This is a genomic window from Micromonospora sp. CNZ280 (assembly GCF_011759515.1).
The window spans coordinates 1468671-1494264 of the sequence record NZ_JAAOYP010000001.1 but is presented as its reverse complement, the minus strand read 5'-3'; the positions used below and the strand labels follow the sequence as shown (position 1 = coordinate 1494264).

The window sequence follows — 25594 nt, the reverse complement described above, 5'->3', positions numbered from 1 at the left end:
GCAGGTGGGAACTAGGCTCGCCGCATGACGATCGACAGCGACGGCTTCGCCGCCCCGCCGGCGCTGGTGGAGCACGCCCGCCGGTTCATCGCCGAGGGCGGCACCCCCGCGGTGCCCCGGGTGGCGGCCACCGTGCTGCTGCTCCGCCCGGCCGAGGCCGGCTTCGAGGTCTACCTGATCCGCCGGGTCGCCGCGATGGCTTTCGGCGGGATGTACGCCTTCCCCGGCGGCGGCGTCGACCCGTCCGACTCGCAGGCGCACCCGGGCTGGGCCGGTCCGGACCCGGCCCGGTGGGGCGAGCGGCTCGGGCTGGCCCCGGCCGCCGCCCAGGCGGTGGTCTGCGCCGCGGCCCGGGAGGTCTTCGAGGAGGCCGGTGTGCTGCTCGCCGGCCCCGACCCGGCGACCGTGGTCGGGGACGTCAGCGGCGACGACTGGGAGGCCGCCCGGGTCGCCCTGGAGCAGCGCCGGGTCGGTTTCGCCGACCTGCTGGCGGAGCGCCGGCTGACGCTCCGCTCGGACCTGCTGCTGCCGTGGAGCCGGTGGATCACGCCGGAGTTCGAGCCGCGCCGCTTCGACACGTACTTCTTCGTGGCGCTGCTGCCCGAGGGGCAGCGGACCCGGGACGTCTCCGGCGAGGCCGACCGGACGCTCTGGGCCCGCCCGGCGGACGCCCGCGCCCGGGCCGAGGCGGGCGAGCTGACCATGCTGCCGCCCACCCTGGTCACCCTCGCCCAGGTGGCCGCCGCCAGCGACCTCGACGGGGTGGTCCGCGCGGCCGCCACCCGGGACGCCGCCACCCCGATCACCCCCCGCCTCCACCTCCCTGAAACCGGCCCACCCCGCTTCCTCCTCGCCTAATGGGAGCTGTCGGGTGAGCCGTTGGCAGACTCGACACCGGTAGCCGCGGGTGGGTGAGCACTCCCCTCGCCTGGACTTGGAAGTCCTGGGGTCAGAGCGTGCCCCCGCTCGTGGTCGGGAGAGGAACGGCTGATGGGGTGTCGTGCCCGCCGCTGCGCGTGAGCACTGGTCCATTAGGCCGCCGGGCTCTTCCGTGGGCTGCCGAGAGTGGTCGGTGTGGTGAAGCGGAGGCGGGTGTGCTGTTCGTCGGGGACGACTGGGCAGAAGATCATCACGATGTAGAGGTGCAGGACGAGCGCGGCCGGACGTTGCGGGCCGTGCGGCTGCCCGAGGGTGTGGACGGCGTGGCTCGTTTCCATGACCTGGTGGCCGGGTTCTTGCCGGAGGATGCCTCGCCGGCGCAGGTGCTGGTGTGTATCGAGACCGACCGTGGCCCGTGGGTGCGGGCGCTGGTCGCGGCCGGCTATCAGGTCTACGGGGTCAACCCGAAGCAGGCCGCCCGGCATCGGGAGCTGATGTCGATCTCGGGCGCCAAGAGCGACAAGGCCGACGCGCGCACCCTGGCGGACATGGTGCGGACCCGCCGGCACCAGCTGCGGCAGGTCGCCGCGGACTCCGACATCGCCGAGGCGGTCAAGGTCGTCGCCCGGGCCCACCAGACGCTGATCTGGGAACGCACCCGGCACACGCTGCGGCTGCGGGCCGCGCTGCGGGAGTACTTCCCCGCCGCGCTGCAGGCATACGAGGTCCTGACGCTCACCGGTTCGGACACCCTGGAACTGCTGGCCAAGGCCCCGACACCGGCTGCGGCGGCCAAGCTGACCGTGGCGCAGATCAGCGCCGCACTCAAACGGGCCCGCCGACGCGACATCCCCACCAAGGCGGCAGCGATCCGGCAGGCACTGCGCACCGCGCACCTGGGCCAGTCCGAGATCGTCACCGGCGCATACGCGGCGACCGTCCGGGCCACAGTGGCAATCCTGCAGACCCTCAACACCGAGATCCGCACCATGGAAGGCCAGGTCGAGGCCCATTTTGGCCAGCACCCGGACGCTGAGGTCTACCTCAGCCAGCCCGGCATCGGCGCCATCCTCGGCGCCCGGGTGCTCGCAGAATTCGGTGACGCTCCCGGCCGCTACACCGACGCCAGATCCCGCAAGAACTACGCCGGCACCGCACCCATCACCCGCCAATCCGGCAAAACCAAAACCGTCCACGCCCGGTTCGTGCACAACGACCGACTCGTCGACGCCCTGCACATGCAGGCCGGCGCCGCGATCCTGCACGACACCGCCGTCCGTGCCTACTACGACGAACTCCGCGCCCGCGACGTCAGCCACCCCGCCGCCCTACGCCAGATCGGCAACCGCCTCGTCGGCATCCTCCACGGCTGCCTCAAGACCAACACCCATTACGACCAAGCCACCGCTTGGTCACACCGAACCGCCCTACCCACCGCTGCTTGACACCTCAGCTCCTGGGGTGTCTGACCCCACCTCATCCGCGACCGGCTCGAACAGTGAAAGAGTGGCCATTCCGCGGGGAATGGCCACTAATTCGGAGAAGGTGCAGCAGGCGGCCGCGACGTGGCCGGCGGGCGTCAGCCGAAGCGGCCGGCGAGGTGGTCCTCGGTGTTCTTGACGCTCGGGTTGCTGAGGATCTTCTGGGTGTTGTCGTACTCGATGAGGCGGCCCGGGTCGGCGGTCTTCTCGATGGAGAAGGAGACGGTCCGGTCCGACACGTCCTGGGCGTCGAACGGCAGGGCCGGTCCGGCCCGCTGCTCAGCCCAGGTGGTAGTTGACGTGCGCCGACCAGTGCGCGAAGCCGAGCCGCTGGTAGAGCGCGACCGCGGCGGTGTTCGACTCGTCCACGTAGAGCATCACCCGGTCCAGCCCGCGCTTCTCGCGCAGGTACGCCAGCCCGGCAGAGGTCAGCGCCCGGCCGAGCCCGCCGCGGTGCGCGGACGGGTCCACCCCGAGCACGTAGACCTCGCCGATCCGGGCCGAGCCAGGGCGCTCGTGCACCTTGGTCCAGTGGAAGCCGACCAACCGGCCGGTCGCCGACTCCTCGGCCAACAGGAAGCCGGCCGGGTCGAACCACGGCTCGGCGAGCCGTACCCGCAGGTCGTCTTGGGTCCAGCGGCCCTGCTCAGGGTGCTCGGCGAAGGCCCGGGCGTTCAGGTCGAGCCAGGCCGCGTCGTCCGCGCCCGGCCGGAACGCGCGCAGCGTCACCCCGTCCGGCAGCCGCGGCTCGTCGAGCGGGGCGGTCAGCGGCCGCCGCAGCTGCCAGAGCACCCGGGCCCGGCGGAAGCCGAGGTCGACGGCGAGCGCGGCGGCCGACGGGTGGTCGCCGTGGGCCCAGGCGCGCAACGGGCCGGTGGCCGCCGCCAGCACGGCCCGGGCGAGTGCCCGCCCGGTGCCCCGCCGCCGGTGCGCCGGGTGCACCACCAGTTCCACCCCGATGCCGGTCGCCGTGTCGGTGATGTCCAGGTGGGCGTACCCGGTGAGCAGGCCGTCGTCGTTCCGGGCGGTCAGGTGCACGGCCGGGGCCTGCGGGTCGCGGAGCCGGAGCAGCACGTGCTCGTCCAGCGGGTCCGCGCCGTCGGTGTCCCCGGCCAGGCGGGCCAGCGCGAGCACGTCGGCGATCTCCCCGGGGGAGAGTCGGTCGGTCCGGGTCACCTGGTCGGTCGTCGATTCGGCGCTGCTCATCCCGCCACCGTAGCCCTCGGTCGCCGGCGCCCGGCCGCGCCGTCCACTGCGGAGGGCCGGGTCACGTCGGCTCGGCGGGCAGCGCCTCCAGCTGGAACCGACCGGTCAGCTCCGGCAGGATCCGGTACAGCGCGTCCACCGTCCCCTGCCGGTCGCCCCCGGCGTCGTGCAGCAGCACCACCGAGCCCGGCCCGACCTGACCGACCACGGTCGCGGCGATCGGCCCGGCGCCCGGTGCCTGCCAGTCCGACGGGTCCACGGTCCAGTGCAGCGGCGTCATGCCGAGCTTGCGGGCCGTCGACACCACCGGCCAGGTCCACGCGCCGCCAGGCTGTCGGTAGTAGGCGATCGGCGCGTCCGGCGCCGCTGCCCGGATCGCGTCGCTGGTACGCATCAGGTCGGCCCGGATCCATTCGGGAGAGCGGGAGCCGAGGGTGACGTCGTGGTCCCAGCTGTGGTTGCAGAGCGTGTGGCCCTCGGCCAGAATCGCGCGGATCAGCTCCGGATGGGCCTGCGCGTTCTCGCCGACGACACAGAACGTGGCCCGGACGCCGTACTCGCGCAGGGCGTCGAGCACCTGGGGGGTGTACTGCGGATCCGGGCCGTCGTCGAAGGTCAGGGTGACCTGGGAGGTGCCGGTGGTGGTGCGGGTGCCGAACGGGCCGTCGCTCTCGGTCGGCTCGGGGGAACGGCTGGTCCGGTCCTGGTCGGTGGTGTCCGGTCCGTCGGGGTGGTCGGTACCGGGCGACGGCTGCTCGCCGTAGTGCGGGCCGGTGGCGCTGGTGACCACGCCGGACGCGCGCGGGTCGGGCCGGTCCGGCACCAGGCTGCGGCCCAGGGCGTACGCGGTGCCGAGCAGGGCGGTCACCACCAGCGTGACGATGCCGGCGGCACGCAGGGCGGATGGTTCCGGCATCAGTGCCCCCGCCCCGGTCGACCCGTCCCCGTCCCCGTGGTCACTGCGCGCACCGCCGCCCCCTCATCACCGGCAAACCCGGCACTCAGGATAAGTGAGGCGGGTTACCTGAAAAGGGTGTAACTGGGACAGTGTCCCCGAGAGGGGTAGTGCGCCGTTCAGACCGGCAGCGGCGCGGGCTCCGCGTCCGGCAGCGACCGGGCGGGCGGTACGACGAACTTGTAGCCGACCTGGCGGACCGTGCCGATCATCGACTCGTACTCGGAGCCGAGCTTGGCCCGCAGCCGCCGGACGTGCACGTCGACCGTGCGGGTGCCGCCGAAGTAGTCGTAGCCCCAGACCTCGCGCAGCAGTTGGTCCCGGGTGAACACCCGGCCCGGGTGCTGGGCCAGGAACTTCAGCAGCTCGAACTCCTTGTAGGTGAGGTCGAGCGGGCGACCCTTGAGCTTCGCGGCGTAGGTGTCCGGATCGATGGTCAACTCGCCGGCCCGGATCGAGCCGCCGGCCCCGGCGATCGCACTGCTCAGCCGGCCGACCGCCAGCCGCAGCCGGGCCTCCACCTCGGCGGGCCCGGCCGAGGCGAGGATGACGTCGTCCACGCCCCAGTCGGCGTTGAGCGCGATCAGCCCGGCCTCGGTGACCACGGCGACCAGCGGCACCCCGAGCCCGGTGGCGTGCAGCATCCGGCAGGTGGCCCGGGCCTCGCTCAGCTCCGACCGGGCGTCCACCAGCACCGCGTCCGGGCTGGGGCCGGCGACCAGGGTGCGGACGTCGCGGGGCGCGGTGCGGACCGAGTGGGGCAGCAGGTCGAGCGCCGGCAGGACGGCGGACGGTTCGCTCGCTCGCGCGGTCACCAGCAGCAGGATCTCCACGATCACCTCCGTCCCGGCGGCTGTCGCCGCACGTGACCAGCGGCACTCCGCATGGACGTGGCGCTGAGAACTAGGCGTGGGTCCCGGCGTCGCTGACGGGCGGGTATCGGCTTGAGCGTAACCGATCGCCCCGGCTGCGCCTCCGTGCGCTTTCCTGTTTGCCCGGCTTGTCCCTGATCGCGGCTCAGGTTTTAACGTCGCGGAAACCGTGATCCCCGCGGTTGCCGGCGGGTCTGGCACGATCGGGGCGTGTTTCCCTCCAGCTCGCCCGAGACCGGCCGCGACCCGTGGCCCGACGGCACCCGCCCGCAGCCGGCCGGCCCGTCCCGGGGCCAGCCGCCGGCCCCCCGCGGTGGGCCGGCCGTCGACCAGGACGACCGCCGCGAGCGCAGCGGGCCGCGCCGGGCCCGCCGCGGCGGTGAGCCGGCCCGCCGCCCCGACGACGAGGCGGGCGACCCGGACGAGGAGGCCGTGCCGCCGGTAGAGGTACGCCGGTCGCTGGCGGTCGCCGTCGCCGGGTTCGCCGCGCTGCTCGGGGTGGGTCTGGTGCTCGGCGCGCAGACCTCCGGCCCGGGGCACCGGCTGCCGTTCGCGTTCATCATTTTCGGTGTCCAGGTGCTGTTCGTGCTGGCCTGGACGATGGCCATGCGGCCGCCCGCGGTGCTGCTGGTCGCGGGCGTCAGCGTGGCGACCGCGGTCGCCGCGGACACCGCGGCGGTGCAGTCGGACGTCGCCGGGCTGGCGCCGCTGGGCTTCGTCGCGGTGGGCGGCTTCGTGCTCGGCGTGCTCGGTCAGCTGGTCCGGCGGGTCGACCGGGTACGGGTGACCGACTCGCTCGGCGGCACGCTGCTGATCGTGGTCGGCGTGGTGGCCTTCGGCACCCTGATCGTGCTCAGCCGGATCCCCGCCGGCACCCAGGCGATCACCGTCTGTCTGACCGCCAGCGGGGTGGCGCTCACCGTCGCCCGGCTGACCGACGCCGTCGCGCCGTGGCCGCGGCTGGCGCCCCAGGTGCCCCGCGGCGCCGCCGGCGTGGTCGCCGGCGCGATGGTCGGCACGCTGGTCAGCGCGCTCCTCGGCAGTTACCTGGTCACCCCGTTCACGCCGACCCGGGCCGCGATCATCGGGCTGGTGGCGGCGGTCGCCGCCGTACTGGCCGACCTCGCGGTGGGTTACGCCGAGGCGGGGCGGTTGATGGCCGGCGAGCCGCCGACGATGTGGATCGCCCGGCACATGCAGGGCCCGCTCGGCGGCTTCGCGCTGGCCGCGCCCGCCGCGTACGCCATGTGCAAGCTGGTGCTGTGACCGGAGATTGAGCTTTTCCCCTTTCGGGTACGAACGGACCGCCGCGGCGCGGGCCGGGGCGCGGAGACAGGAGGCGGCGTGGCGCAGGACTATCCGTACGAGGAGCGGCCCCGGCGCCGGGGCCGCAAGGTGCTGATCACCCTCGCGGTCCTGCTGCTGGTGCTGGCCGGCCTGCTGGTCGTCGCCGACCGGGTGGCGGCCGGGGTGGCCGAGCGCGCCATCGCCGACCAGGTGCGGCAGGAGGTCGCCAAGCAGGACGCGCAGTCCGCCCCGCCCGAGGTCGAGGTGGGCGGCTTCCCCTTCCTCACCCAGGTGCTCGACGGCCGCTACGAGCGCATCTCCATCGTGCTGCGCAACGTGCAGGGCTCGGTGCGGGGGGACGCGGTCAGCGTGCCGCGGCTCGACGTGGACGCCCGCGACGTGCGCGCCTCGCTGGACACCATCCGTTCCGGGCAGGGCGAGGTGGTGGCCGAGACGGTCAACGGCACCGGCACGATCAGCTACGACAGCCTGGCCAAGCTGCTCGACCGGCCGGGGCTGCGACTGGCCGAGCAGGACGGCCGGCTCGCCGTCACCGCGCCGGTGGACATCCTCGGCCAGCGGCTGACCGTCACCGGCACCGCCGACATCACCGTCGGCAAGGAGGGCCGGGTGTCGCTGCGCTTCAACGACCTGGACGCCGAGGGGCTGCCGAACGTGCCGCTGGCCCGCACCCTGCTGAGCAACTACGCCAAGGGCATCTCGGTCGACGTCCCCCTGCCCGACCTGCCGTTCCAGCTCACCGTGCGGGAGGTCCGGCCGCTGCCCGAGGGGCTGGCGGTGACGGCGGACGCGCGCGACGTACCGATCAACTCGGCCGGCTGAGCCGCCGGTCAGCCATCGGGGCGAACGGGCGGCCCGGCCGCGCCGTCGGTCGCGCCGCGTCCCGGATGCTGGTCGGCCCGGTGGCGGGCCCCGGTCCGGCTGGTAGGCTCCCTGGCCATGGGGACGCTCCTCACCAAACGGCGCGCGGTCGACCTGTGCCGCGTGGCCACCTGCCTGTGTCGCCCCGTCATCTGACGGCGGGGCTGTCCTCGGCCGCCTAGCGGCCATCGGCACGCAGGGTCCGCGTACCCTCCGGTGATCCCACCATCGCCCGGCAGCGGCGCCGTCGCACGAACCCGTGATCCGTTCTGTCCATGGGTCCCGCGCGTGGTGCGACACTGACAATCATCGATCTCCGCGCGCTGGCTCACCATCCATCCTCACCAGGGAGTGATCTGATGAGTCGCGACACCGCACTCGTCTCGGCCGAGTGGGCCGAGAAGAACCTCGACGCCCCGGGCGTCGTCTTCGTCGAGGTCGACGAGGACACCTCGGCCTACGACACCGGCCACCTAGCCGGCGCCGTCAAGCTCGACTGGAAGACCGACCTGCAGGACCCGGTGCGCCGGGACTTCGTGAACTCCAGCCAGTTCGAGGCGCTGCTCTCCGAGCGGGGCATCAGCAACGACGACACCGTCATCCTCTACGGCGGCAACAACAACTGGTTCGCCGCGTACGCGTACTGGTACTTCAAGCTCTACGGCCACCGTGACGTCAAGCTGCTCGACGGCGGCCGCAAGAAGTGGGAGCTGGACGCCCGGCCGCTGGTCAAGGACCCGGTGACCCGCCCGGCGACGCAGTACGTCGCGCAGGAGCCGGACACCTCGATCCGGGCCTTCCGCGACGAGGTGGTGGCCGCGATCGGCACCAAGAACCTGGTCGACGTGCGCAGCCCCGACGAGTACGCCGGCCGGCTGCTCGCCCCCGCCCACCTGCCGCAGGAGCAGGCGCAGCGGGCCGGGCACGTGCCGACCGCGATCAGCGTGCCGTGGTCCAAGGCGGCCAACGAGGACGGCACCTTCAAGTCCGACGACGAGCTGCGCAGGATCTACGCCGACGCCGGGCTGGACGACGGCAAGGAGACCATTGCCTACTGCCGCATCGGCGAGCGTTCCTCGCACACCTGGTTCGTGCTCCAGGAGCTGCTCGGCCACCGCAACGTGAAGAACTACGACGGGTCCTGGACCGAGTACGGCTCGCTGGTCGGCGTACCGGTGGCGCTGGGCGACGAACCGGGGGAGGCCTGAGATGACCGCACCGACCGCTGCCGGCTGCGCCGCTCCGGACCAGGCCGCCCCGCTGCCCGCCAGCCTCGATCTGGAGAAGGAGACCGTCATCACCGGCCTGGTCACGGCCGAGTCCGGTGAGGTCGTGCCGGGCGCGTACGTCCGGCTGCTCGACTCGACCGGCGAGTTCACCGCCGAGGTGGTGACCTCCGCCGCCGGGCAGTTCCGGTTCTTCGCCGCCCCGGGCGACTGGACCCTGCGGGCGCTGTCCCGGTTCGGCAACGGCGACACCGCGGTGACCGCCGGCCGGGGGATCAACGAGGTCGCCGTGACGGTGGCCCTGGCCTGACCCACGCTCTGATCGGCCCCGTGGCCCGCCGTCCGCGCCCGAGGAGGCGGGCCACGAGCCGTTTCCGGGCGGGCACACCGGGGAGGGCCGACGCGGCGGCGGGCCCGCCGCCGGCGCGTGACACCATGAACGGGTGAGCGGTGTCGTCCAGCCGGGGTACGCCCCACCGACCGGTCCCGACCAGCCGGCCGCCCCCCGGCGGCGGCGCTGGTTGCTCGTCGTGGTGGTGGCCTGGGCGGTGCTGCTGGCGGCGCTCACCTGGGTGTCCGTACGCGACGACCCGCCAACCGTCCGCGAGCAGCGCTCCCTGGACCAGGCCGGCCCGGTGGTCGACCGCGCCGTCGGCGAACTGGTCGCGGCCGCCGGCCCGACCGCCGTGATGTTCCCTCCGCAGGTCGATCGGGGCTGCCGGGTCACCCCCTTCACCGACGGCGCCCGGCTGCTCCGGCACGTGGACGTCTTCGTGGCCGAGGGCGCGGAACGGGAGTTGCTGGAGCGCGTCGCGGACCGGCTTCCCGGCGGCTGGCGGCCCGGTGTCCGGGCCAGTGCTGACGGCCCGCTGCTGCGCGCCGACGCGGGCGAGTTCGTGGCCGTCGAGGGCACCGCCGAGGAGAACGGCCGGGTACGGCTGACGGCCGACACCGGCTGCCGGCCGTACGGGGCCGGCTACCGGGAGCTGGCGCCCGGCGCCCCCGGGACCGAGGGCGAGGCCCTGGCCGGTGCGCTGCGTGCCCTCGGTGGCCCGGCCGCTCCGGCGGTCGAGCGGGTCACCGCGCCGTGCCCCGGCGGCGCCGCCACCGCCCACAGCCTCCGTGCGGTCGCCGCACCGGCCCCGCAGTCCCCGGCGGCCGCGCTGCGCCCGCTCGCCGCCGGGGTCCCGCTGCTGGACACCCCGCAGGCGTACGCCTACCGCGCGGGCGCCGCCACCGTGGTCGTCGACCTGACCGGTGACCCGCCCGTGCTCACCGCCAGCACCGGCTGCCCGGCCTGACCGGCGGCTGCCCGGCCTGGCGGTCGCCGGGCCGCGACCCGACGTCCGCGGGGTCGGCCCGGTCAGCGGTCGTGCGCGCCGTCGTGCGGGATGCGGCTGCGGCCCAGCGCGTCCACCCGTCCCCAGCGGCCGGGGATGTCGAGCAGCTCGACCCGACCCATCCCCTTCGGCAGGGCCGGGTCGATGATCAGGTGCTCGCCCTGCGGCTCCAGGCCCAGCATGACCCGCAGCAGCAGCAGTGGGGTGCCGGTCGACCAGGCCTGCGGGCTGCACGCGGTCGGATACTCCACCGGGTACTGGGTGAGGTCGCGCTCGTAGCCGGCGAAGGCCTCCGGCAGCCGCCCGCCGAAGTACCGGGAGGCGGCCAGCATGGACTCGCAGATCCGCCCGGCCTCGTCCCGGAACCCGTACCGCCACAGCCCCCAGGCGATGATCGAGTTGTCGAACGGCCACACGGTGCCGACGTGGTAGCCGATCGGGTTGTAGAGGCCCTGGTCGTCGGCGAGGGTACGGACGCCCCAGCCGGAGAAGAGCCGCGGCCCGAGCAGGTGTTGGGCGATCCGGCCGGCCCGCGACTCGTCGACGATGCCGCTCCACAGCAGGTGCCCGATGTTGGAGCTGAGCGCGTCGACGTGCCGGCCGTCGGCGTCTAGGGCGAGCGCGTAGTACTCCTTCTCCGGGATCCAGAAGTCCCGGTTGAACCGCTGCTTCAGCGCGGCCGCCTCGCGTTCCAGCCGGTCGGCGTACACCGGGTCGCCCCAGACGGCGCGGGCCAGCCGGGCGCCGCGCATCTTCGCGTCGTACGCGTACCCCTGTAGCTCGCAGGTGGCCCGGGGAAAGCCCGGCAGCCGGCCGTCGGCGTAGGAGATGGCGTCCCAGGAGTCCTTCCAGCACTGGTTCTGCAGGCCGGTCTCCGGGTTGCGGGTCTGGTACCAGATGTAGCCGGTACCGAGCAGGTCCCCGTACGTGTCGATCCACTGCAGCGCGGCCCGGGCAGCCGGCTCCAGTTGCTTCACCAGCCGCACGTCGCCGGTCCACCGCTCGTACTCGTCGAGCAGGATCACGAAGAGCGGGGTCGAGTCGGCGCTGCCGTAGTACGGGGAGTGCGGCTGCTCCTCGAAGCCGGCCATCTCGCCGTAGCGCAGCTCGTGCAGGATTTTGCCGGGTTCCTCGTCGCGGAAGTCGTCCAGCCGGTAGCCCTGCAGACCGGCCAGGATCAGGGCGGTCGGCGGGACCAGCTCCGGCAGGTACGGCAGCAACTGGAGCGAGGTGATGATGCTGTCCCGGCCGAACAGGGTCATGAACCAGGGCAGCCCGGCGGCCAGCAGCCGGACGCCGAGCGCGATCGACTCGTAGCGCAGCGCCGAGATGTCGTTCAGGCTGCGCCGGTACGCGCCGGCCAGCGGCTCGCAGTCGCAGCCGAGCTTGGGAGCCTGGTTGATCAGTTCGTTCTGCTCGGTCTCGATCGCGGCCACGCCGCGGCTGCCGCGGTACAGCGGCAGGTTGGCCCGGATGTCCTCGCCGCGCGCCCCGTACACGATGGTGTTCACGTACAGCCGGGTGGTCCACTCGTCGTGCGGCCCGATCCGGATCCGGAAGGTCATGCCCGAGACGTCGAGCTGTCCCGGCGCGGTGGTGGTGATCACCGTCTCCCGGTGGAAGGCTTCCCGGCGGTAGCTCAACCGCAGTTCCTTCTCGCCGGCCGAGGCGGTGATGCGGCCGCGCTTCTGCCGTACGTTCTTGATCTCGAACAGATCCGCGAAGTCCGCCCCCATGTCCACCCGGACGGCGAACTCCATCTCGCGTCCGGCGTGGTTGATCACGGTCAACTCCTCCTCCATGCTGGTGCCGATCGCCCGGCTGCGGATCACCGAGACCTTCGCGTCGAGGTAGTGCGTCGGGTCACCGGGCACCAGAAAGAAGCGGGTGCGGTAGGACTCGGCGTCGTCGACGGAGAGCGCGTGCAGCCGTTCGCCGTCGAGGGTGAGCCGCCAGGTGGAGAGGAACCGGGTGTCGAAGGAGAAGAGGCCGGTGGGGTAGTCGAGGGAGGGCTCGATGTCTCCCCGGCGGTCGCTGACCAGGAAGGTGTTGCCGTCCAGGATGCTGACCAGCGACCTCACGTGCGCCGTCCGGCCTGCTCGCGGGCGACGTCCCGAGGATCCCGGGTGCCGGGCGGGGTGGGGAAGAACCGCCGGAAGGCCAGGAAGAGGACCACGTTGCCGCTGAACGTGCTCTCGTTGCGCAGCACCGCGGCGACGCCCTGGGCGCGGCCGGTGACCAGCCGGTCGAAGAGGTTCTCGCTGCTGTACCAGATGGCGTCGGCCGGACCCCGCTCCCGACTCACCTCGATCGCGCCCGGCCGCATCCGCACCAGCCAGTGGTCGGTCCGGTCGCCGTCGACCAGTTCGATCTGGAGGGTGCCGCTGATCAGGCCACGGAGGATCTCCGGGGCGCGCGCCGGCAGTGCTTCGAAGAATCGCTCGGTCGCCTCGCCCACAACCGAATCGTAGGCATTGGTCCGACTTGTCGGGCCGGTATCGCGCCGCGTTCGCGGGTCAGTAGACCAGCGCCTGCGCCCCCTCGGCCATCGTCTCCTCGACGAAGACCGCCGCGCCCGCGATCCGTACGCCCGGCAGCACGTCGCCGGGGCCGATGTCCCGGCGGGCGGCGCACTGGGTGCACGCGGTGACCGTGCCGGTGGTGAGGATCACGTGCAGCAGCTCGGCCAGCGGCGCCGAGTGCGGCAGCTCGAACTCCTGCGCCCGCCCCGGCAGCGCGAACCAGGTCGACTCGCCGGTCAGCCAGAGCGACACGTCCACCCCGGCGGCGGCCGCGGTGGCGGCGACCGTGAAGGCCTGGGCGCACCGTTCCGGAGCGTCCGCGCCGGCGGTGGCCTTGACGACGAGAGTGCGGGCCATGTCGCCAGCATAGGATGGTCGGGATGGTCACCGAGATCGGGTTCGTCAGCCTGCTGGTCGCCGGCCTGGGCGCGCTCGCCGGTGGCCTGGTCTACGTCGCCGTACGCATATCGAGAGGACGTTGGTGAGCGCGAGGAGTGAGCCGGGTTTGCGAGCCCCGCAGTCGCGAACGAAGGTGGCCCGGTGAGCGCGAGGAGTGAGCCGGGTTTGCGAGCCCCGCAGTCGCGAACGAAGGTGGCCCGGTGAGCGCGAGGAGTGAGCCGGGTTTGCGAGCCCCGCAGTCGCGAACGAAGGTGGCCCGGTGAGCGACGAGAACCCGCTGCAGCCGCCGCCGTGGCTGAACGCGCCGCCGGTCGACCCCTACCCGTATGAGGAGAGCCACGACCTGCGGGTCGGCCCGAAGCTGCATCCCACGCTGGACGGCCTGCTGCCGTACATCGGGGTGTGGCGCGGCCGGGGTCGGGGCGGCTTCCCCACCATCGAGGACTTCGACTTCGCGCAGGAGATCCGGATCAGCCACGACGGCCGGCCGTTCCTGTTCTACGAGTCCCGGGCGTGGATCCTCGACGAGCAGAGCAGGCCGGTCCGGCCGGCCGGTCGTGAGGTCGGCTGGTGGCGCCCGGTCCTCAAGGACGACCGGGCCACCGACGAGCTGGAGGCGTTGATGACCACGCCGACCGGCGTGATGGAGCTCTACCTGGGCCGGCGTACCGGCACCCAGGTGGAGTTCGTCACCGACGCGGTGGTGCGGACGGCCACCGCCAAGGAGGTCACCGCCGGCCACCGGCTCTTCGGCATCGTCGAGGGCGCCCTGCTCTACGCCCAGGAGATGGCCGCCGTCGGCCACGGCCTCTCCCCCCACCTCTCCGCCCGCCTCACCCGCGTAGCCGGCTGACCTCCCGGGACACTCCCCGATGATCATGAAGTTGTGCCATCCGCCTCGGCGTGTCGCGGCAACAACGTCGTGATCGACGGGTTTTCAGGGGAGCGGGAAGGACAGGAGGGCGTGGAGGCGGGGGGTCAGGGGGGAGTCGGGGAGGTCGGTGTCGTCGAGGTTGCGCAGGTGGGTGAGGCCGCGCACCGACGAGGTGAACCAGACGCCGTCGGCGGCGGCCAGTTCGGCCGGGGTGACCAGCCGTTCGGCCGCCGCCAGACCCAGCTCGTGGGCGTGCCCGAGCAGCCAGGCGGCGGTGGTGCCGGGCAGGATGCCGGTGTCGGCGGCGGGCACCGTGCAGAGCGTGTCGCCGGCCAGCCAGACCACGTTGGCGGTGGGCCCCTCCAGGGCGTACCCGTCGCTGGAGACCCAGAGCACGTCGTCCACGCCGGCCCGTCGTGCCCAGCGGCGGGCCGCGGTGCTCACCGCGTACGACGTCGACTTGATCCCGGCGGGCAGCCAGTCCAGGCCGGTCCGGGCCACCGCCGGCACGCCGAGCGGCAGCGTCGCCACGCTGATCCCGTCCCGGCGGGCGGCCCGGGCGGCGGCCGGCACCTCGGCCAGCGTGGCGTAGACGGTCGGCGGCCCGCCGTCCTCCGGGCCCCGGGTGCAGACCAGCCGCAGTGCGCCCTCCACCTCGGCGGGCCAGCCGGCGCAGATGGTGTCCAGCAGCTCGACCAGTGCCGCGGCGGGCGGCAGCGCCAGCTCCACGGCCGCCGCCGCGCGGGCCATCCGGGTGAGGTGCTCGTCGCGCAGCCAGGGCCGGCCGCCGCGCAGGTGCATCGTCTCGAAGAGCCCGTCGCCGCGCAGCACGCCCAGGTCGTCACCGCGCAGCACCGGCTCCCCGGCCGGAACGAGTCCCCGCCCGAGCACCGCGATCCTCGACGCCATGACCGCCGAGCGTAACCGCGTGCCCGCCGGAACGGGGGTCGGCGCGATTGCCGAACTATGATCGAACGGTGTCCGAATCCTCCCTCGCGGAACTGCTCCGGGCCCGTGGGCTGCGGCTGACGGCGCAGCGGCAGCTGGTCCTCCAGGCGGTGCTGGACCTGGGGCACGCCACCCCGGAACAGGTGCACAACGCGGTCCGGGAGGTGGCGGCCGGGGTCAACATCACCACCATCTACCGCACGTTGGAGCTGTTGGAACGGCTCGGCCTGGTGACCCACACCCACCTCTCGCACGGCTCGCCGACCTACCACGCCGCCGGCGAGGACCAGCACGTCCACCTGGTCTGCCGGGAGTGCGGCGCGATCGACGAGATCGACCCCGAGCTGCTCCGCCCGCTGGCCGACCAGTTGGCGAGCCAGCGCGGGTTCGGCGTGGACATCGGGCATGTGTCACTCTTCGGAGTCTGCGGCCGCTGTCAGAACGGGGACCAGGAATGATCGACATCGCGGGAGCGGTGGCCGTCGAGAGCATCGACGAGGCCAGCCGGGACCAGCCCGAGCCGGCGCACGCCGCGGCGGGCGTCCGGGGGGTGGCCGCGCATTATGGCGACCCGATGCGGGAGCAGCGGACGCTGGACACCGCGGTCGGCTTGGTCGACCGCTCGCACCGGGGGATCGTCGCGGTGCCGGGCGAGGAACGGATCGGCTGGCTGAACACCCTCACCACCCAGCACCTGGCGCAGTTGACCCCCTACCAGGGCACCGAGTTGCTGGTGCTCTCCCCGCACGGGCACGTCGAGCAGCACGCCATGGTGACCGAGGACGGCGAGACCACTTGGCTGGACACCGAGCCGGGGGCCACCGAGGGCCTGCTGTCGTACCTGGAGAAGATGCGGTTCTTCAGCCGGGTCGAGCCGCGCGACGCGACCCCCGACCACGCGCTGCTCTCGCTGGTCGGGCCGGCGGCGCCCGACGCCCTGGCCACGCTCGGCGTGACCGGGCTGGCCGAGCCGGACGTGGTCGCGGTGCCGGGCCCGAAGTTCCGTTCCGGCACCGTGCCGCCCCGGCCCACCGCGCTGTACGACGTCCGGCCGCTGCCGGTCGGCGGGTGGGCCCGGCGCGGCCCGCTCGGGGTGGACCTGCTGGTACCCCGGGCCGCCATGGAACAGGTGGTCGCGGAACTGCGCGGCGCCGGGGTGCCGCCGGTCGGGCTCTGGGCGTACGAGGCGATCCGGGTGGCCGCCCGGCGGGCCCGGGTGGGGGTGGACACCGACCACCGGACCATCCCGGCCGAGGTGGACCTGATCGGCCCGGCCGTACACCTGGAGAAGGGCTGCTACCGGGGCCAGGAGACGGTGGCCCGGGTGCACAACCTGGGCCGCCCGCCGCGCCGGCTCGTCCTGCTGCACCTGGACGGGGTGACCACCGACCAGCCGCCGGCCGCCGGTACGCCGGTGAGCCTGGACGGCCGCACGGTGGGCTTCGTCGGCACCGCGGTGCACCACCACGAGTTGGGCCAGGTCGCCCTCGCGGTGCTCAAGCGGAACGTCCCGGACGACGCCCGGTTGCTGATCGGGGAGACCGCCGCCGCGATCGATCCGGTCTGAGGCACCTGACGGCGAAAAGATCTCCCGTTGGCGACGCCAGCGCCGGAAAAGTTCCGGTCGACTGGGTTCGGAGCCGCGGTCTAGGATCCCGACATGACGACAGGGACGTTGATCACGGTTGCCCCCACCGGCGCGGAGTCGGCGAAGGCGGAGGTGCCGGCGCTGCCGGTCACCCTGGACGAGTTGCTGCTGACCGCCAAGGAGTGCGAGGCGCTCGGCGCCGCCGTGATCCACGTCCACATCCGCGACGACGAGGCGAAGCCCACCCTGGACCAGGGTCGCCTGCGCGAGACGGTGGCGGCGCTGCGGGAGAGCACCGACCTGGTGGTGCAGCTCTCCTCGGGCGGCGCGGTGACCGACCCGGAGGCCGACCGGCTCGCCGTCCTCGACGCCGGCCCCGACATGGCCTCCTGCACCATGGGCACCGTCAACTTCGGCGACGACGTCTTCCTCAACCGTTGGGAGTTCATCGTCGACCTGCACACCCGGATGCAGGAGCGGGGCGTCGTGCCCGAGTACGAGATCTTCGACCTCGGCCACCTGACCGCGCTGCAGCGCCTGCTCGGCAAGTACGGCCTGCCGGCCGGCGGGCACGTGCACGTCGACTTCGTGATGGGCGTGCCGGGCGGCATGCCGGGCACCACCGAGGCGCTGGTCGCCTGCCGCCAGGCGCTGCGCGACCTGCCCGAGGGCACCACCTTCTCGGCCACCGGCATCGGCCGCAGCACCATCCCGGTGATGCTGGCCTCGCTGTCCACCGGTGGGCACCTGCGGGTCGGCATGGAGGACACCGTCACGTACGCCAAGGGCAGCCCGGTGGAGTCCAACATGCAGCTCGTCGCCCGGGCGGTCGGCTTCGCCCAGCTCGCCCAGCGCCCGCCGCTGACCACCGCGCAGGCCCGCGAACTGCTCGGCGTGCCGACCGCCGGCCGGTAAGCGGCGGGCTCGCCACCGCTCCTGTACCCGGCAGCGCGGACGACCTGGTCACCCCGCCGCCCACGGTCGCCCGACCGTCGGTACCGTCCACCCTGTGGGAAAGACGTACGAGGGCGGCGCGCCGCTCGCCGAGGTGGTCCGGTCCGGTTTCGTGGAGGGCGTGCACCGCGGCTCGGTGGTGGTGCTCGACGCGACCGGGGCGACCGCGGCCGGTACGGGGGATGTGACCTCACCGGTCTTCCCCCGCTCGGCGAACAAGCCGATGCAGGCGGTCGGGATGCTCCGCGCCGGTCTGCCGCTGACCGATCCGGCCGACCTGGCGCTGGTCTCGGCCAGCCACGCCGGTGAGGAGTTCCATCTGGCCCGGGTCGGCGCGCTGCTGGCCCGGGCCGGCCTGGACGAGTCGGCGCTGCACTGCCCGCCGGACCTGCCGGTCGGCGAGGCGGCCCGGGCCGCCGTGCTGCGCGCCGGCGGCGGGCCCAGCCGGATCCAGATGAACTGCTCCGGCAAGCACAGCGGGATGCTGCTGACCTGCGGTGCCGCCGGCTGGGCGCGGGACGGCTACTGGCGCCCGGAACACCCGTTGCAGCAGCGGCTGCGGGACGCGATCGAGGAGTTCACCGGCGAGCGGGCGGCGGCGGTCGGGGTGGACGGCTGCGGAGCGCCGGTGCTCGCGGTATCGCTGACCGGGCTGGCCGGGGCGTACCTGCGGCTGGTCTCGGCGGAGCCCGGCTCGGTGCCCCGGACGGTGGTCGATGCGATGCGCGCCCACCCGGAGCTGGTCGGCGGCACCGAGGCGGACGACACCCGGCTGATGCGCGGGATCCCCGGCCTGCTGGCCAAGGTGGGCGCCGAAGGGGTGGTCGCGGCGGCGCTGCCGGGCGTCGGGGCGGTCGCCGTGAAGATCGACGACGGCGCGGGCCGGGCCCGGATGCCGGTGCTGGTCTCCGCGCTGCGCCGGCTCGGCGTGGCCGCGCCGGTGCTGACCGAGTACGCCGAACTGCCGCTCTTCGGCGGCGGCGTCCCGGTCGGCGCGGTCCGCCCGGTCTGGTGACCGGCAGGGCGCCCACGGCGGAGGCGACGGGTCCGCCCGGCCTGGTGACCGGCGACCGGCTCAGCGCAGGAAGTCGAGCAGGGCGGCGTTGACCGGCTCCGGCCGTTCCAGCGGGAGCAGGTGGGCGGCGTCCGGCACGTCGGGCAGCCGTACCGCGTCGGGTGCCTCGGCGGCGATCCGGTCGGCGAGCCGGCTGATGTCCGGCACGTCGGCCGCGCCGGCGGTGACCAGGACGGGCATCCGCAGCTCGCCGAGGCGGCCGATGGCCGGCGGGTCCAACTCGGCCACGTCCACCGCGCTCAGCGCCAGCTCGGCGGCGAGGGCGCGCTGGTCCATCTCCCGGGCGAAGGCGAGCAGCTCCGGGTCCACCTGCTCGGGGCTCCGGCCGGGGCCGACCACCCAGAACCGCACCTCGGCGGCGGCGCTGGCCGCGAAGTCCTCCTGGTCGACCTCGCCCACCAGCTGGTCCCAGAGCTCGTTGGCCTGCTCGGACCATTCGTGGCCGGAGATCGCGGTGCCGAACAGGGCGAGCGCCGTGACCCGCTCCGGGTGGGCCAGCGCGGTGTCGACCGCCACCGCCCCGCCGAAGGAGCAGCCGACCAGGGCGGCCTGCGGCACGCCGAGCGCGTCCAGCAACCCGACCAGGTCGTCGTGGTGGGCGAACGAGGCGGGCGGCAGTTCGGAGTCGCCGTAGCCGCGCAGGTCGAGCGCGATCACCCGGTGCCGTCCGGCCAGCGCGCCGACCTGCTCGCGCCACATCCGCCGGTCGGCGATGCCGGCGTGCAGCAGCACCACCGGCGTACCACTGCCCACCTCGTCGTACACGAGCTGGGCGCCGTTCACCTCGATCTTGCTCACCGGAGGACCGTACGCACGGGGCGTCCCGGACGCAACCGTCTACTGAGACCTCGCTAACTCTGGTTAGCACTTTGCTTGCAGGAGTTAGCAGGGCGGGCTAGCGTCGGGGTATGGCCACACCCAAGGACCTTCCCGACGTCGGCGGGTTCATTCGCGACCTGCGCCGCAACGCGAAGATCTCGCTCCGGCAGCTCGCCGAGCAGGCGGGGGTCAGCAACCCGTACCTCAGTCAGATCGAGCGCGGCCTGCGCAAGCCCAGCGCCGAGGTGCTCCAGCAGCTGGCCAGCGCGCTGCGGGTCTCCACCCCGGCGATGTACCTGCGGGCCGGGCTGCTCGACGACAAGGAGGGTCAGGGGGTGCTCGCGGCCATCGCCGTCGACCCCGACCTGACGATGGCGCAGAAGCAGTCGCTCAGCCAGATCTACGAGACGTTCCGCCGGGAGAACGCGCGGCTCGCCGAGGCGACGGCCGCGGCGGAGACTGCCCACCAGCCCCCGGCGGCGGAGCAAACCGAGGCGCCGCGGCCGTCCGCACCCGGGTCCGCCGAGGAGGCGCCCGCCCTGGTCAACCCGACCGTCACCGGTCCCACCACCGAAGCGGGCACGCCGACCGAGGCCGTGCTCGAGTCGGTCGCCGTCACCGAGGCCGGCGCCGCTCCCGCACCGACCCCCGCGAAGAAGGCCGCCGAGGCGGCCGAAGAGGAGAAGTCATGACCCAGCCGAAGACCAACCGCATCCCGGCCCCGATCTACGCCGCCGCCGGCGCCGGCGAGCTGGCCCTCCAGCAGCTGCGCAAGCTCCCCGCCGTGGTCAGCGACCTCGGCACCAAGGTCGTCGCCGACCTCGGTGGCAAGGCCGTCGTCACCGGCGTCGAGCTGCGCCAGAAGGCCAACGAGAGGCTGCGCACCGCGAACCAGACCGCCGGCAACCTGCGCGAGAAGGCCCCGGCCGACCTGCACAAGCTGCGGGAGGCGGCCGACCTGAACAAGCTGCGCGAGGTCGCCGACCTGGACCGGCTGCGCGCGGTGGCCACCCGCAACGCGGCCGTCGTGCTGGCGGGCGCCCAGGCCGCTCAGGAGCGGGCGCTCGCCGCGTACGGCGCGCTGGTCGCCCGGGGCGAGCGGGTGGTCGGCGCCGGCGTGCTGGAGGCCGCCGACACGGTGAACGCCGACATCGAGGCGACCGGAGCCGCCGACCCGGCCGCCGCCGCGAAGCCGGCCGGGCCGGTCGTCGCCGAGGTGCCCACCCCGGCCGAGGTGGCCGAGGTCGTCGAGGCCAAGCCGGCCGCGGCGAAGAAGACCACCACCCGGGCCCGCAAGACCACCACGAAGGCGGTGAAGCCGGCCGCCACCCCGTCGGCGAAGCTGCCCCGGACCACGAAGCGGACCCGCCCGGCCGCCGAGTGATCCGCTGAGCCGGCGACCCCGGAGGCGTCCTTGTCGGACGTTTCCGGGGTCGCCGGCATAAGCTTGCCGTCATGGCCAACGCCGCGCCGCTCTTCGCCTTCGAAGTCCGCTACGTGATCGAGCTGATCCTGCTCGTCTTCGCGCTGATCATCCAGGGCGTCGCGCTGGTGCACGCCATCACCCAGCGATCCGACGCCTTCCCCGCCATCGGCACGCTGCCCAAGGGCGGCTGGGTCGCCATCCTGGCGGTCTGCCTGGTGCTGACCCTGCTCGGGTTCGGCCCGATCAGCCTCTTCGGACTGATCGGCATCGCGGCCGCGCTGATCTACCTGCTCGACGTCCGGGTCGGGCTGCGCGACCTGAGCGACGGCAAAGGGTTCTGGTGAGAGGTTTCCGCTGGCCACCACCGCCGGACGGCGGGCCGCGCACCTGGGGCCCGGGGCCGGGCGGCCCGCGTACCGGGCGGCCGGCGCTGCCCGAACCGGAGACCGAGCTGGTCGCCACGCCGCACGGCGTACGGCTGGAGCGGCTGGTCACCGGGGCCGGCGACCCGGTCACCGTGTTCGCCCACGGGCTGGGCAACGGCATCGCCACCACCCGCCCGTTCGGCAGCGGTGTCACCGGCCGCAAGCTCTTCTTCCAGTTCCGCGGGCACGGCCGCTCCGACGCGCCGCCCGGTCCGTGGACCTACCTCGACCTCGCCCGCGACCTGCGAGCCGTCGCCGACCTCGGCGGGGCCACCCGGGCCTTCGGCGCGAGCCTCGGCGCGGGGGCGCTCTGCCGGCTGCTCGCCGAGAGCCCGGAGCGCTTCGACCGGCTGGTGTTCTTCCTGCCGGCGGTGCTCGACCGGCCGCGCGGCGAGATCGCCCAGGCCCGGCTGACCGCGCTGCTCGACGCGGTGGAGAGCGGCGACGCCTCGGCGGTCGCCGAGGTGGTCTCGGTGGAGCTGCCCCCGGGCGTGCGCAACACCCCGGCCGGCTGGGCATACCTGCGCCAGCGACTGGACCAACTGCTGCGCGACGGGCTCGCGCCGGGGCTGGCCAGCCTGCCCGAGCAGGTGCCGCTGCGCGACGCCGGGGCGCTGGCCGCGGTGACCGCACCGGCCCTGGTGATCGGCTGCGCCGGCGACGACCTGCACCCGGTGGAGGTGGCCGAGCAGCTCGCGGCCGCGCTGCCGGCGGCCACCCTGCACGTGTACGACCGGCCCGGCCTGCTCTGGACCGAACGCGCCGACCTGCGATCGCGGATCTCCGCCTTCCTCAACGAGTAACCTGCTTTGTCATGGGCGTCACACACCACGGACGTACACACCGGCTGGACCTCGTCGACCCGACCCTGCGCGAGTGGCAGTGCACCGTGCTGCACGCCGACCCGGAGCAGGGCATCGTGCTGGACCGCTCGGCGTTCTACCCGGGCGGCGGCGGCCAGCCGCCGGACCACGGCGTACTGCTCTGGCAGGGGGTGCAGACCAGGATCGTCGGCACCCGCAAGGGCGACGACCTCTGGCTGATCCCGGCCGAGGGTGACCCGCTGCCGCCGGCCGGCAGCACGGTGACCGGTGCGGTGGAGGACGAACGCCGCACCCGGCTGATGCGTACCCACTCGGGCCTGCACGTGCTCTGCGGGGTGGTCTTCCGCGACTTCGGGGCGCTGGTCACCGGCGGCAACATGGAACCGGGCGAGGCCCGGATGGACTTCAACCTGCCCGAGGTGCCACCGGACTTCAAGAGCCGGATCGAGGAACTGGTCAACGCCGAGGTGGCGGCCGACCGGGCGGTGGCCGTCCGGGTGCTGCCCCGGGCCGAGGCGCTCGCCCTGCCGGACATCATCCGCACCCAGTCGAACCTGATCCCGCCGGACGAGCAGGAGGTCCGGATCGTCGACATCGTCGGCCTGGACGTGCAGGCCGACGGCGGCACGCACGTCGCCTCGACGGCGCAGATCGGCAAGGTGCAGGTGGTCAAGGTGGAGAGCAAGGGCCGGGCCAACCGCCGGGTCCGGGTACGCCTGGCGGACTGACGACCACCACCGAACCCGACTCGCATGAACAACGGGACTGCTCTACGCCCGGGTGCCCAGCAACGATCGCCTGGCCCGCCAGGCGGTGCCGAACAGGCGGATCGTTACGTTGGGCCACCACTGAGCGTCCCAGATCGATGGGAGCATTCCGGCCGGTTGCGGGAGGGGGCATCGGCCCAGGGTTGGAGCGTGATGTGCTGGCCAGCGACGGGTGCTTACGAATCGGCACCATGCAAGTGTCTTGTCGCCTTCTTCAGTCGGTGCACGCCTTCGGATAGCTGGGCCAGGTCGGCCGTAGCCGCGAAGCCGAGACGTAGATGCGCCCCTGTGGGTTCGGCGGCAAAGTAGCCGCTGCCGACGCTGACCGCGACGTCTCGGGCGAGAGCAGCATCGGCGATCGCGGTAGCCGACCGGAGGGGTCCCGGTACGCGTACCCACAGATGCAGGCCGCCCTCAGGGACGCTGGAGAGCGTCCATTCCGGAATCTCCGTGGCGATTGCGGCGGCGAGGGCCGCGCAGCGCTCGCGCAGCGCGGTGGCCAGTCCGCGCAGGTGCCGATCCCATGACGGTGTGTTGATCAACTCGACGGCGGCTTCCTGCAGCGGTCGGGCGAGGAAGAAGTCGTCGACGAGCCTGGTCGCGCGCAGCCGGTGGGCCACGGGGCCGCGGGCTATCAGCGCGCCGATGCGCAGGCTCGGTGACGCGGGCTTGGTCAGGGAGGTCAGGTAGACCACTGTGCCGTCGTTGTCGTCGGCCAGCAGCGGGCGGGGCATCGGTCCGCCGTGGCCGAGCAGTCGTGCGAAGTCGTCTTCGAGAATGAACGCCCCGGCGGCGCTGGCGATGTCGAGGACCTGGCGGCGGCGCTCGGGTGGCAGAACCGCGCCGGTGGGGTTGTGGAAGGTCGGTTGGCAGTAGAGCAGCCGGGCGCCGTTCGTCGCGAACGCGTCTGCGAGCAGGTCGGGGCGGATGCCGTGGGCGTCGATCGGGACGGGTATGGGGCGTAGTCCGGCGGCGCGCGCGGCGGCGATGGCACCTTGATAGGTGGGCGACTCGACCAGGATCGGGCTGCCGGGCGCGGCGATGGATCGAAACGCCATGGAGAGGGCGTCTTGTCCGCCGCTGGTGATCAGCACGTCGTCGGCGTCGACGTCGGCGCTGGCAAGCCGGGCGAACTGTGAGCGCAGTGCTTCCAGTCCGGCGGTTGGTGCGCGGTCCCAGGCGTCGGGTCGCCGGGCTGCCCGGCTCAGCGCCGCGCCCAGGGCTCTGGTCGGCTGCAGGGAGCGGTGCAGGTAGCCGCCGGCCAGGGTGATCGTGCTCGCCGGTGGCGGGCTGAGCAGGTCGGTGGCGGTGCGGGCGTCGACGCTGCGGTCGCCGAGCGTGACCGTCTGCCAAGACGTGTCAACCGCGCCGTGGGTCGTGCGCGACCGGCGGGGAGCCACGAAGGTCCCGCTTCCGGGCTTGGTCACCACTGTGCCTTCGGCGGCCAGCGCCGCGACTGCCCGCGCCACCGTCACGGGGCTCACGCTGTGGCTACGCACGAGGTCACGATTGCTGGGCAGTCGGTCACCGGGTGCCAGGCGGGCGATCTCCGCCCGCAGCGTGGAGACCAGAACGGCAATAGTGCTACTCTCGGACATGAGAGAATACGATAGCGCTATTGTCTCCTCTGGAGAAGCGCTCCTCGACCTCAGCGCCCTCCGGGCCGACACCCCCGGCTGCGAGTCGGTGATCCACTTCAACAACGCCGGCTGCGGCCTGCTGGCCCGGCCGGTACACCAGGCGATGGTCGAGCACCTGGACCTGGAGGCGCGCATCGGCGGCTACGAGGCCGCCGACGTCCGCGCCGCCGAGGTCAGCGATTTCTACGCCGCCACCGCGGAGCTGATCGGTGGCCAGCCGGGCGAGATCGCCTTCGCGGCCAGCGCCACCGATGCCTACACCCGGGCGCTGTCGTCCATCCCGTTCCAGCCCGGTGACGTCATCCTCACCACCCGCAACGACTTCATCTCCAACCAGATCGCCTTCCTGTCGCTACGGAAGCGGTTCGGCATCGAGATCGTGCACGCACCCGACCACAATGACGGCAGCGGCGTTGACGTCGAGGCGATGGCGCAGCTCATGCGAACACGGCGTCCGCGGCTGGTCGCGGTAACTCACATCCCCACCAACTCCGGGCTGGTCCAGCCCATCGCGGAGATCGGCCGTCACTGCCGGGACCTGGACCTGGTGTATCTGGTCGATGCCTGCCAGTCGGTCGGCCAGTACCCGATCGACGTCGACGAGATCGGCTGCGACTTCCTGACCGCCACCTGCCGCAAGTTCCTGCGTGGACCGCGCGGCACCGGCTTCCTCTACGTCGCCGACCGGATCCTGCGCGACGGCTTCGAGCCGTTGTTCATCGACATGTACGGCGCGCGCTGGACCGGTCCCGACACCTATCGCCCGGTCGACACCGCGGCGCGGTTCGAGGACTGGGAGTTCCCCTACGCAGCCGTCATCGGCAGCGCCGCGGCCACCCGCTACGCGCTGCGCGTGGGCATCGAGCCGATCTCCCGGCGCACTACCGCCCTGGCCGCCCGGCTACGCGACCAGCTCAGGCAGATTCCCGGCGTACGCGTGCTCGACCGCGGTCCGGACCCCGCCGCGCTGGTCACCTTCGACGTCGCCGGCTGGGAACCGGTGCCCTTCAAGCAGGCCCTGGATTCACAGCGCATCAACTCGGCGCTCAGTTACCAGCACTTCGCCCAGTTCGACTTCGCCGACAAGGACGTCGCCTGGGCGCTGCGACTCTCGCCGCACTACTACAACACGGAGGACGAGGTCGATGCCGTCGCCGATGCCGTCGCCCACCTCACCGCCAGCCGGCGCACCAACGGAAGGTAGC

30 protein-coding genes are annotated in these 25594 nt (G+C 73.3%); 20 read left to right on the top strand and 10 right to left on the bottom strand.

Going from position 1 to position 25594, the window contains the following annotated elements:
• The first annotated feature begins 24 nt into the window (after nucleotides 1–24).
• Entirely contained in the window at nucleotides 25–858 is an 834-nt protein-coding gene (locus tag FHX32_RS07095; RefSeq protein WP_167179980.1) for an NUDIX hydrolase, read from the top strand.
• Between the two features lie 236 nt (nucleotides 859–1094).
• Entirely contained in the window at nucleotides 1095–2324 is a 1230-nt protein-coding gene (locus FHX32_RS07090) for an IS110 family RNA-guided transposase (protein WP_167179979.1), read from the top strand.
• A 134-nt stretch (nucleotides 2325–2458) separates the two neighbouring features.
• On the opposite strand, the gene FHX32_RS07085 is transcribed toward FHX32_RS07090, so the two are convergent.
• The 4 genes from FHX32_RS07085 to FHX32_RS07070 form a co-directional block, all read right to left on the bottom strand.
• Nucleotides 2459–2599, bottom strand: coding sequence for a hypothetical protein (locus FHX32_RS07085; RefSeq protein ID WP_486480947.1), 141 nt, complete (start codon nucleotides 2597–2599; stop codon nucleotides 2459–2461).
• Nucleotides 2600–2639: 40 nt separating this feature from the next.
• Nucleotides 2640–3566 carry a mycothiol synthase gene (gene mshD, locus FHX32_RS07080; RefSeq protein ID WP_167179978.1) on the bottom strand — a complete coding sequence of 309 codons (927 nt, stop codon included), beginning with the start codon at nucleotides 3564–3566 and terminating at the stop codon, nucleotides 2640–2642.
• Between the two features lie 61 nt (nucleotides 3567–3627).
• Nucleotides 3628–4482: a polysaccharide deacetylase family protein gene (locus FHX32_RS07075; RefSeq protein ID WP_167179977.1), complete on the bottom strand. Its 855-nt coding sequence runs from the start codon at nucleotides 4480–4482 to the stop codon at nucleotides 3628–3630.
• 158 nt (nucleotides 4483–4640) lie between these two features.
• Nucleotides 4641–5360: a winged helix-turn-helix transcriptional regulator gene (locus FHX32_RS07070; RefSeq protein WP_486480946.1), complete on the bottom strand. Its 720-nt coding sequence runs from the start codon at nucleotides 5358–5360 to the stop codon at nucleotides 4641–4643.
• Between the two features lie 243 nt (nucleotides 5361–5603).
• On the opposite strand from FHX32_RS07070, the gene FHX32_RS07065 reads away from it, so the two are divergent.
• The 6 genes from FHX32_RS07065 (at nucleotide 5604) to FHX32_RS07045 (ending at nucleotide 10089) form a co-directional block, all read left to right on the top strand.
• The gene (locus FHX32_RS07065; protein ID WP_167179975.1) at nucleotides 5604–6659 is read left to right on the top strand and encodes a hypothetical protein; all 1056 of its coding nucleotides are present in this window, start codon (nucleotides 5604–5606) and stop codon (nucleotides 6657–6659) included.
• A 78-nt stretch (nucleotides 6660–6737) separates the two neighbouring features.
• On the top strand, nucleotides 6738–7523 hold the full coding sequence (locus tag FHX32_RS07060; RefSeq protein ID WP_167179974.1) for an LmeA family phospholipid-binding protein: 786 nt from the start codon (nucleotides 6738–6740) through the stop codon (nucleotides 7521–7523).
• Between the two features lie 117 nt (nucleotides 7524–7640).
• The gene (locus tag FHX32_RS34925; RefSeq protein ID WP_311202345.1) at nucleotides 7641–7718 is read left to right on the top strand and encodes an Ms5788A family Cys-rich leader peptide; all 78 of its coding nucleotides are present in this window, start codon (nucleotides 7641–7643) and stop codon (nucleotides 7716–7718) included.
• A 203-nt stretch (nucleotides 7719–7921) separates the two neighbouring features.
• Nucleotides 7922–8770: a sulfurtransferase gene (locus FHX32_RS07055; RefSeq protein WP_167179973.1), complete on the top strand. Its 849-nt coding sequence runs from the start codon at nucleotides 7922–7924 to the stop codon at nucleotides 8768–8770.
• 1 nt (nucleotide 8771) lies between these two features.
• A complete protein-coding gene (locus FHX32_RS07050) occupies nucleotides 8772–9098 on the top strand; it encodes a DUF1416 domain-containing protein (protein WP_167179972.1) in 327 nt (108 codons plus the stop codon).
• 133 nt (nucleotides 9099–9231) lie between these two features.
• Nucleotides 9232–10089, top strand: coding sequence for a hypothetical protein (locus FHX32_RS07045; protein WP_167179971.1), 858 nt, complete (start codon nucleotides 9232–9234; stop codon nucleotides 10087–10089).
• 62 nt (nucleotides 10090–10151) lie between these two features.
• Here FHX32_RS07045 and FHX32_RS07040 read toward each other — a convergent pair whose 3' ends face one another.
• Genes FHX32_RS07040 through FHX32_RS07030 form a run of 3 tightly spaced genes read right to left on the bottom strand, consistent with a single transcriptional unit; the run spans nucleotide 10152 to nucleotide 13007 of the window.
• Nucleotides 10152–12209, bottom strand: a complete 2058-nt coding sequence (locus FHX32_RS07040; protein ID WP_167179970.1) for a glycogen debranching N-terminal domain-containing protein — start codon at nucleotides 12207–12209, stop codon at nucleotides 10152–10154.
• A complete protein-coding gene (locus FHX32_RS07035; protein ID WP_167179969.1) occupies nucleotides 12206–12586 on the bottom strand; it encodes an SCP2 sterol-binding domain-containing protein in 381 nt (126 codons plus the stop codon). Before FHX32_RS07035 ends, FHX32_RS07040 begins: the two co-directional genes overlap by 4 nt.
• A gap of 58 nt (nucleotides 12587–12644) precedes the next feature.
• Entirely contained in the window at nucleotides 12645–13007 is a 363-nt protein-coding gene (locus tag FHX32_RS07030) for a DsrE family protein (protein WP_167179968.1), read from the bottom strand.
• Nucleotides 13008–13030: 23 nt separating this feature from the next.
• Here FHX32_RS07030 and mtfM point away from each other — a divergent pair, with 23 nt between their 5' ends.
• Together mtfM and FHX32_RS07025 are read left to right on the top strand one after the other, a co-directional pair.
• On the top strand, nucleotides 13031–13135 hold the full coding sequence (gene mtfM / locus FHX32_RS34920) for a small membrane protein MtfM (RefSeq protein WP_043966460.1): 105 nt from the start codon (nucleotides 13031–13033) through the stop codon (nucleotides 13133–13135).
• 173 nt (nucleotides 13136–13308) lie between these two features.
• Nucleotides 13309–13902: a heme-binding beta-barrel domain-containing protein gene (locus FHX32_RS07025; protein WP_109898116.1), complete on the top strand. Its 594-nt coding sequence runs from the start codon at nucleotides 13309–13311 to the stop codon at nucleotides 13900–13902.
• 84 nt (nucleotides 13903–13986) lie between these two features.
• Here the strand turns inward: FHX32_RS07025 and FHX32_RS07020 are convergent, their stop codons facing one another.
• Nucleotides 13987–14832, bottom strand: coding sequence for an aminotransferase class IV (locus FHX32_RS07020; RefSeq protein ID WP_167179967.1), 846 nt, complete (start codon nucleotides 14830–14832; stop codon nucleotides 13987–13989).
• 68 nt (nucleotides 14833–14900) lie between these two features.
• Here FHX32_RS07020 and FHX32_RS07015 point away from each other — a divergent pair, with 68 nt between their 5' ends.
• The 4 genes from FHX32_RS07015 (at nucleotide 14901) to FHX32_RS07000 (ending at nucleotide 18428) form a co-directional block, all read left to right on the top strand.
• Complete coding sequence (locus tag FHX32_RS07015) at nucleotides 14901–15329, top strand: Fur family transcriptional regulator (RefSeq protein WP_088996240.1); 429 nt, start codon at nucleotides 14901–14903, stop codon at nucleotides 15327–15329.
• Nucleotides 15326–16438, top strand: a complete 1113-nt coding sequence (gene ygfZ, locus FHX32_RS07010; RefSeq protein ID WP_167179966.1) for a CAF17-like 4Fe-4S cluster assembly/insertion protein YgfZ — start codon at nucleotides 15326–15328, stop codon at nucleotides 16436–16438. Before FHX32_RS07015 ends, ygfZ begins: the two co-directional genes overlap by 4 nt.
• Nucleotides 16439–16531: 93 nt before the next feature.
• Nucleotides 16532–17374, top strand: a complete 843-nt coding sequence (locus FHX32_RS07005; RefSeq protein ID WP_167179965.1) for a beta-keto acid cleavage family enzyme — start codon at nucleotides 16532–16534, stop codon at nucleotides 17372–17374.
• A 94-nt stretch (nucleotides 17375–17468) separates the two neighbouring features.
• Nucleotides 17469–18428, top strand: coding sequence for an asparaginase (locus FHX32_RS07000; protein ID WP_167179964.1), 960 nt, complete (start codon nucleotides 17469–17471; stop codon nucleotides 18426–18428).
• 60 nt (nucleotides 18429–18488) lie between these two features.
• Here FHX32_RS07000 and FHX32_RS06995 read toward each other — a convergent pair whose 3' ends face one another.
• Nucleotides 18489–19286 carry an alpha/beta fold hydrolase gene (locus FHX32_RS06995; protein WP_167179963.1) on the bottom strand — a complete coding sequence of 266 codons (798 nt, stop codon included), beginning with the start codon at nucleotides 19284–19286 and terminating at the stop codon, nucleotides 18489–18491.
• Between the two features lie 110 nt (nucleotides 19287–19396).
• Between FHX32_RS06995 and FHX32_RS06990 the strand changes: the two genes are divergently transcribed.
• The 5 genes from FHX32_RS06990 (at nucleotide 19397) to FHX32_RS06970 (ending at nucleotide 22710) form a co-directional block, all read left to right on the top strand.
• A complete protein-coding gene (locus tag FHX32_RS06990) occupies nucleotides 19397–19999 on the top strand; it encodes a helix-turn-helix domain-containing protein (protein WP_167179962.1) in 603 nt (200 codons plus the stop codon).
• Nucleotides 19996–20691, top strand: a complete 696-nt coding sequence (locus FHX32_RS06985; RefSeq protein ID WP_167179961.1) for a hypothetical protein — start codon at nucleotides 19996–19998, stop codon at nucleotides 20689–20691. The genes FHX32_RS06990 and FHX32_RS06985 overlap by 4 nt, the downstream gene beginning before the upstream one ends.
• A 71-nt stretch (nucleotides 20692–20762) precedes the next feature.
• A complete protein-coding gene (locus FHX32_RS06980) occupies nucleotides 20763–21077 on the top strand; it encodes a DUF2516 family protein (protein WP_167179960.1) in 315 nt (104 codons plus the stop codon).
• The gene (locus tag FHX32_RS06975) at nucleotides 21074–21961 is read left to right on the top strand and encodes an alpha/beta fold hydrolase (protein WP_167179959.1); all 888 of its coding nucleotides are present in this window, start codon (nucleotides 21074–21076) and stop codon (nucleotides 21959–21961) included. The genes FHX32_RS06980 and FHX32_RS06975 overlap by 4 nt, the downstream gene beginning before the upstream one ends.
• 11 nt (nucleotides 21962–21972) lie before the next feature.
• Nucleotides 21973–22710, top strand: coding sequence for an alanyl-tRNA editing protein (locus FHX32_RS06970; protein ID WP_167179958.1), 738 nt, complete (start codon nucleotides 21973–21975; stop codon nucleotides 22708–22710).
• A 215-nt stretch (nucleotides 22711–22925) separates the two neighbouring features.
• Here FHX32_RS06970 and FHX32_RS06965 read toward each other — a convergent pair whose 3' ends face one another.
• Nucleotides 22926–24347, bottom strand: a complete 1422-nt coding sequence (locus FHX32_RS06965) for an aminotransferase-like domain-containing protein (protein ID WP_167179957.1) — start codon at nucleotides 24345–24347, stop codon at nucleotides 22926–22928.
• On the opposite strand from FHX32_RS06965, the gene FHX32_RS06960 reads away from it, so the two are divergent.
• Nucleotides 24346–25593, top strand: a complete 1248-nt coding sequence (locus FHX32_RS06960; protein ID WP_167179956.1) for an aminotransferase class V-fold PLP-dependent enzyme — start codon at nucleotides 24346–24348, stop codon at nucleotides 25591–25593. The genes FHX32_RS06965 and FHX32_RS06960 overlap by 2 nt on opposite strands.
• The last annotated feature ends 1 nt before the right edge of the window (nucleotide 25594 follow it).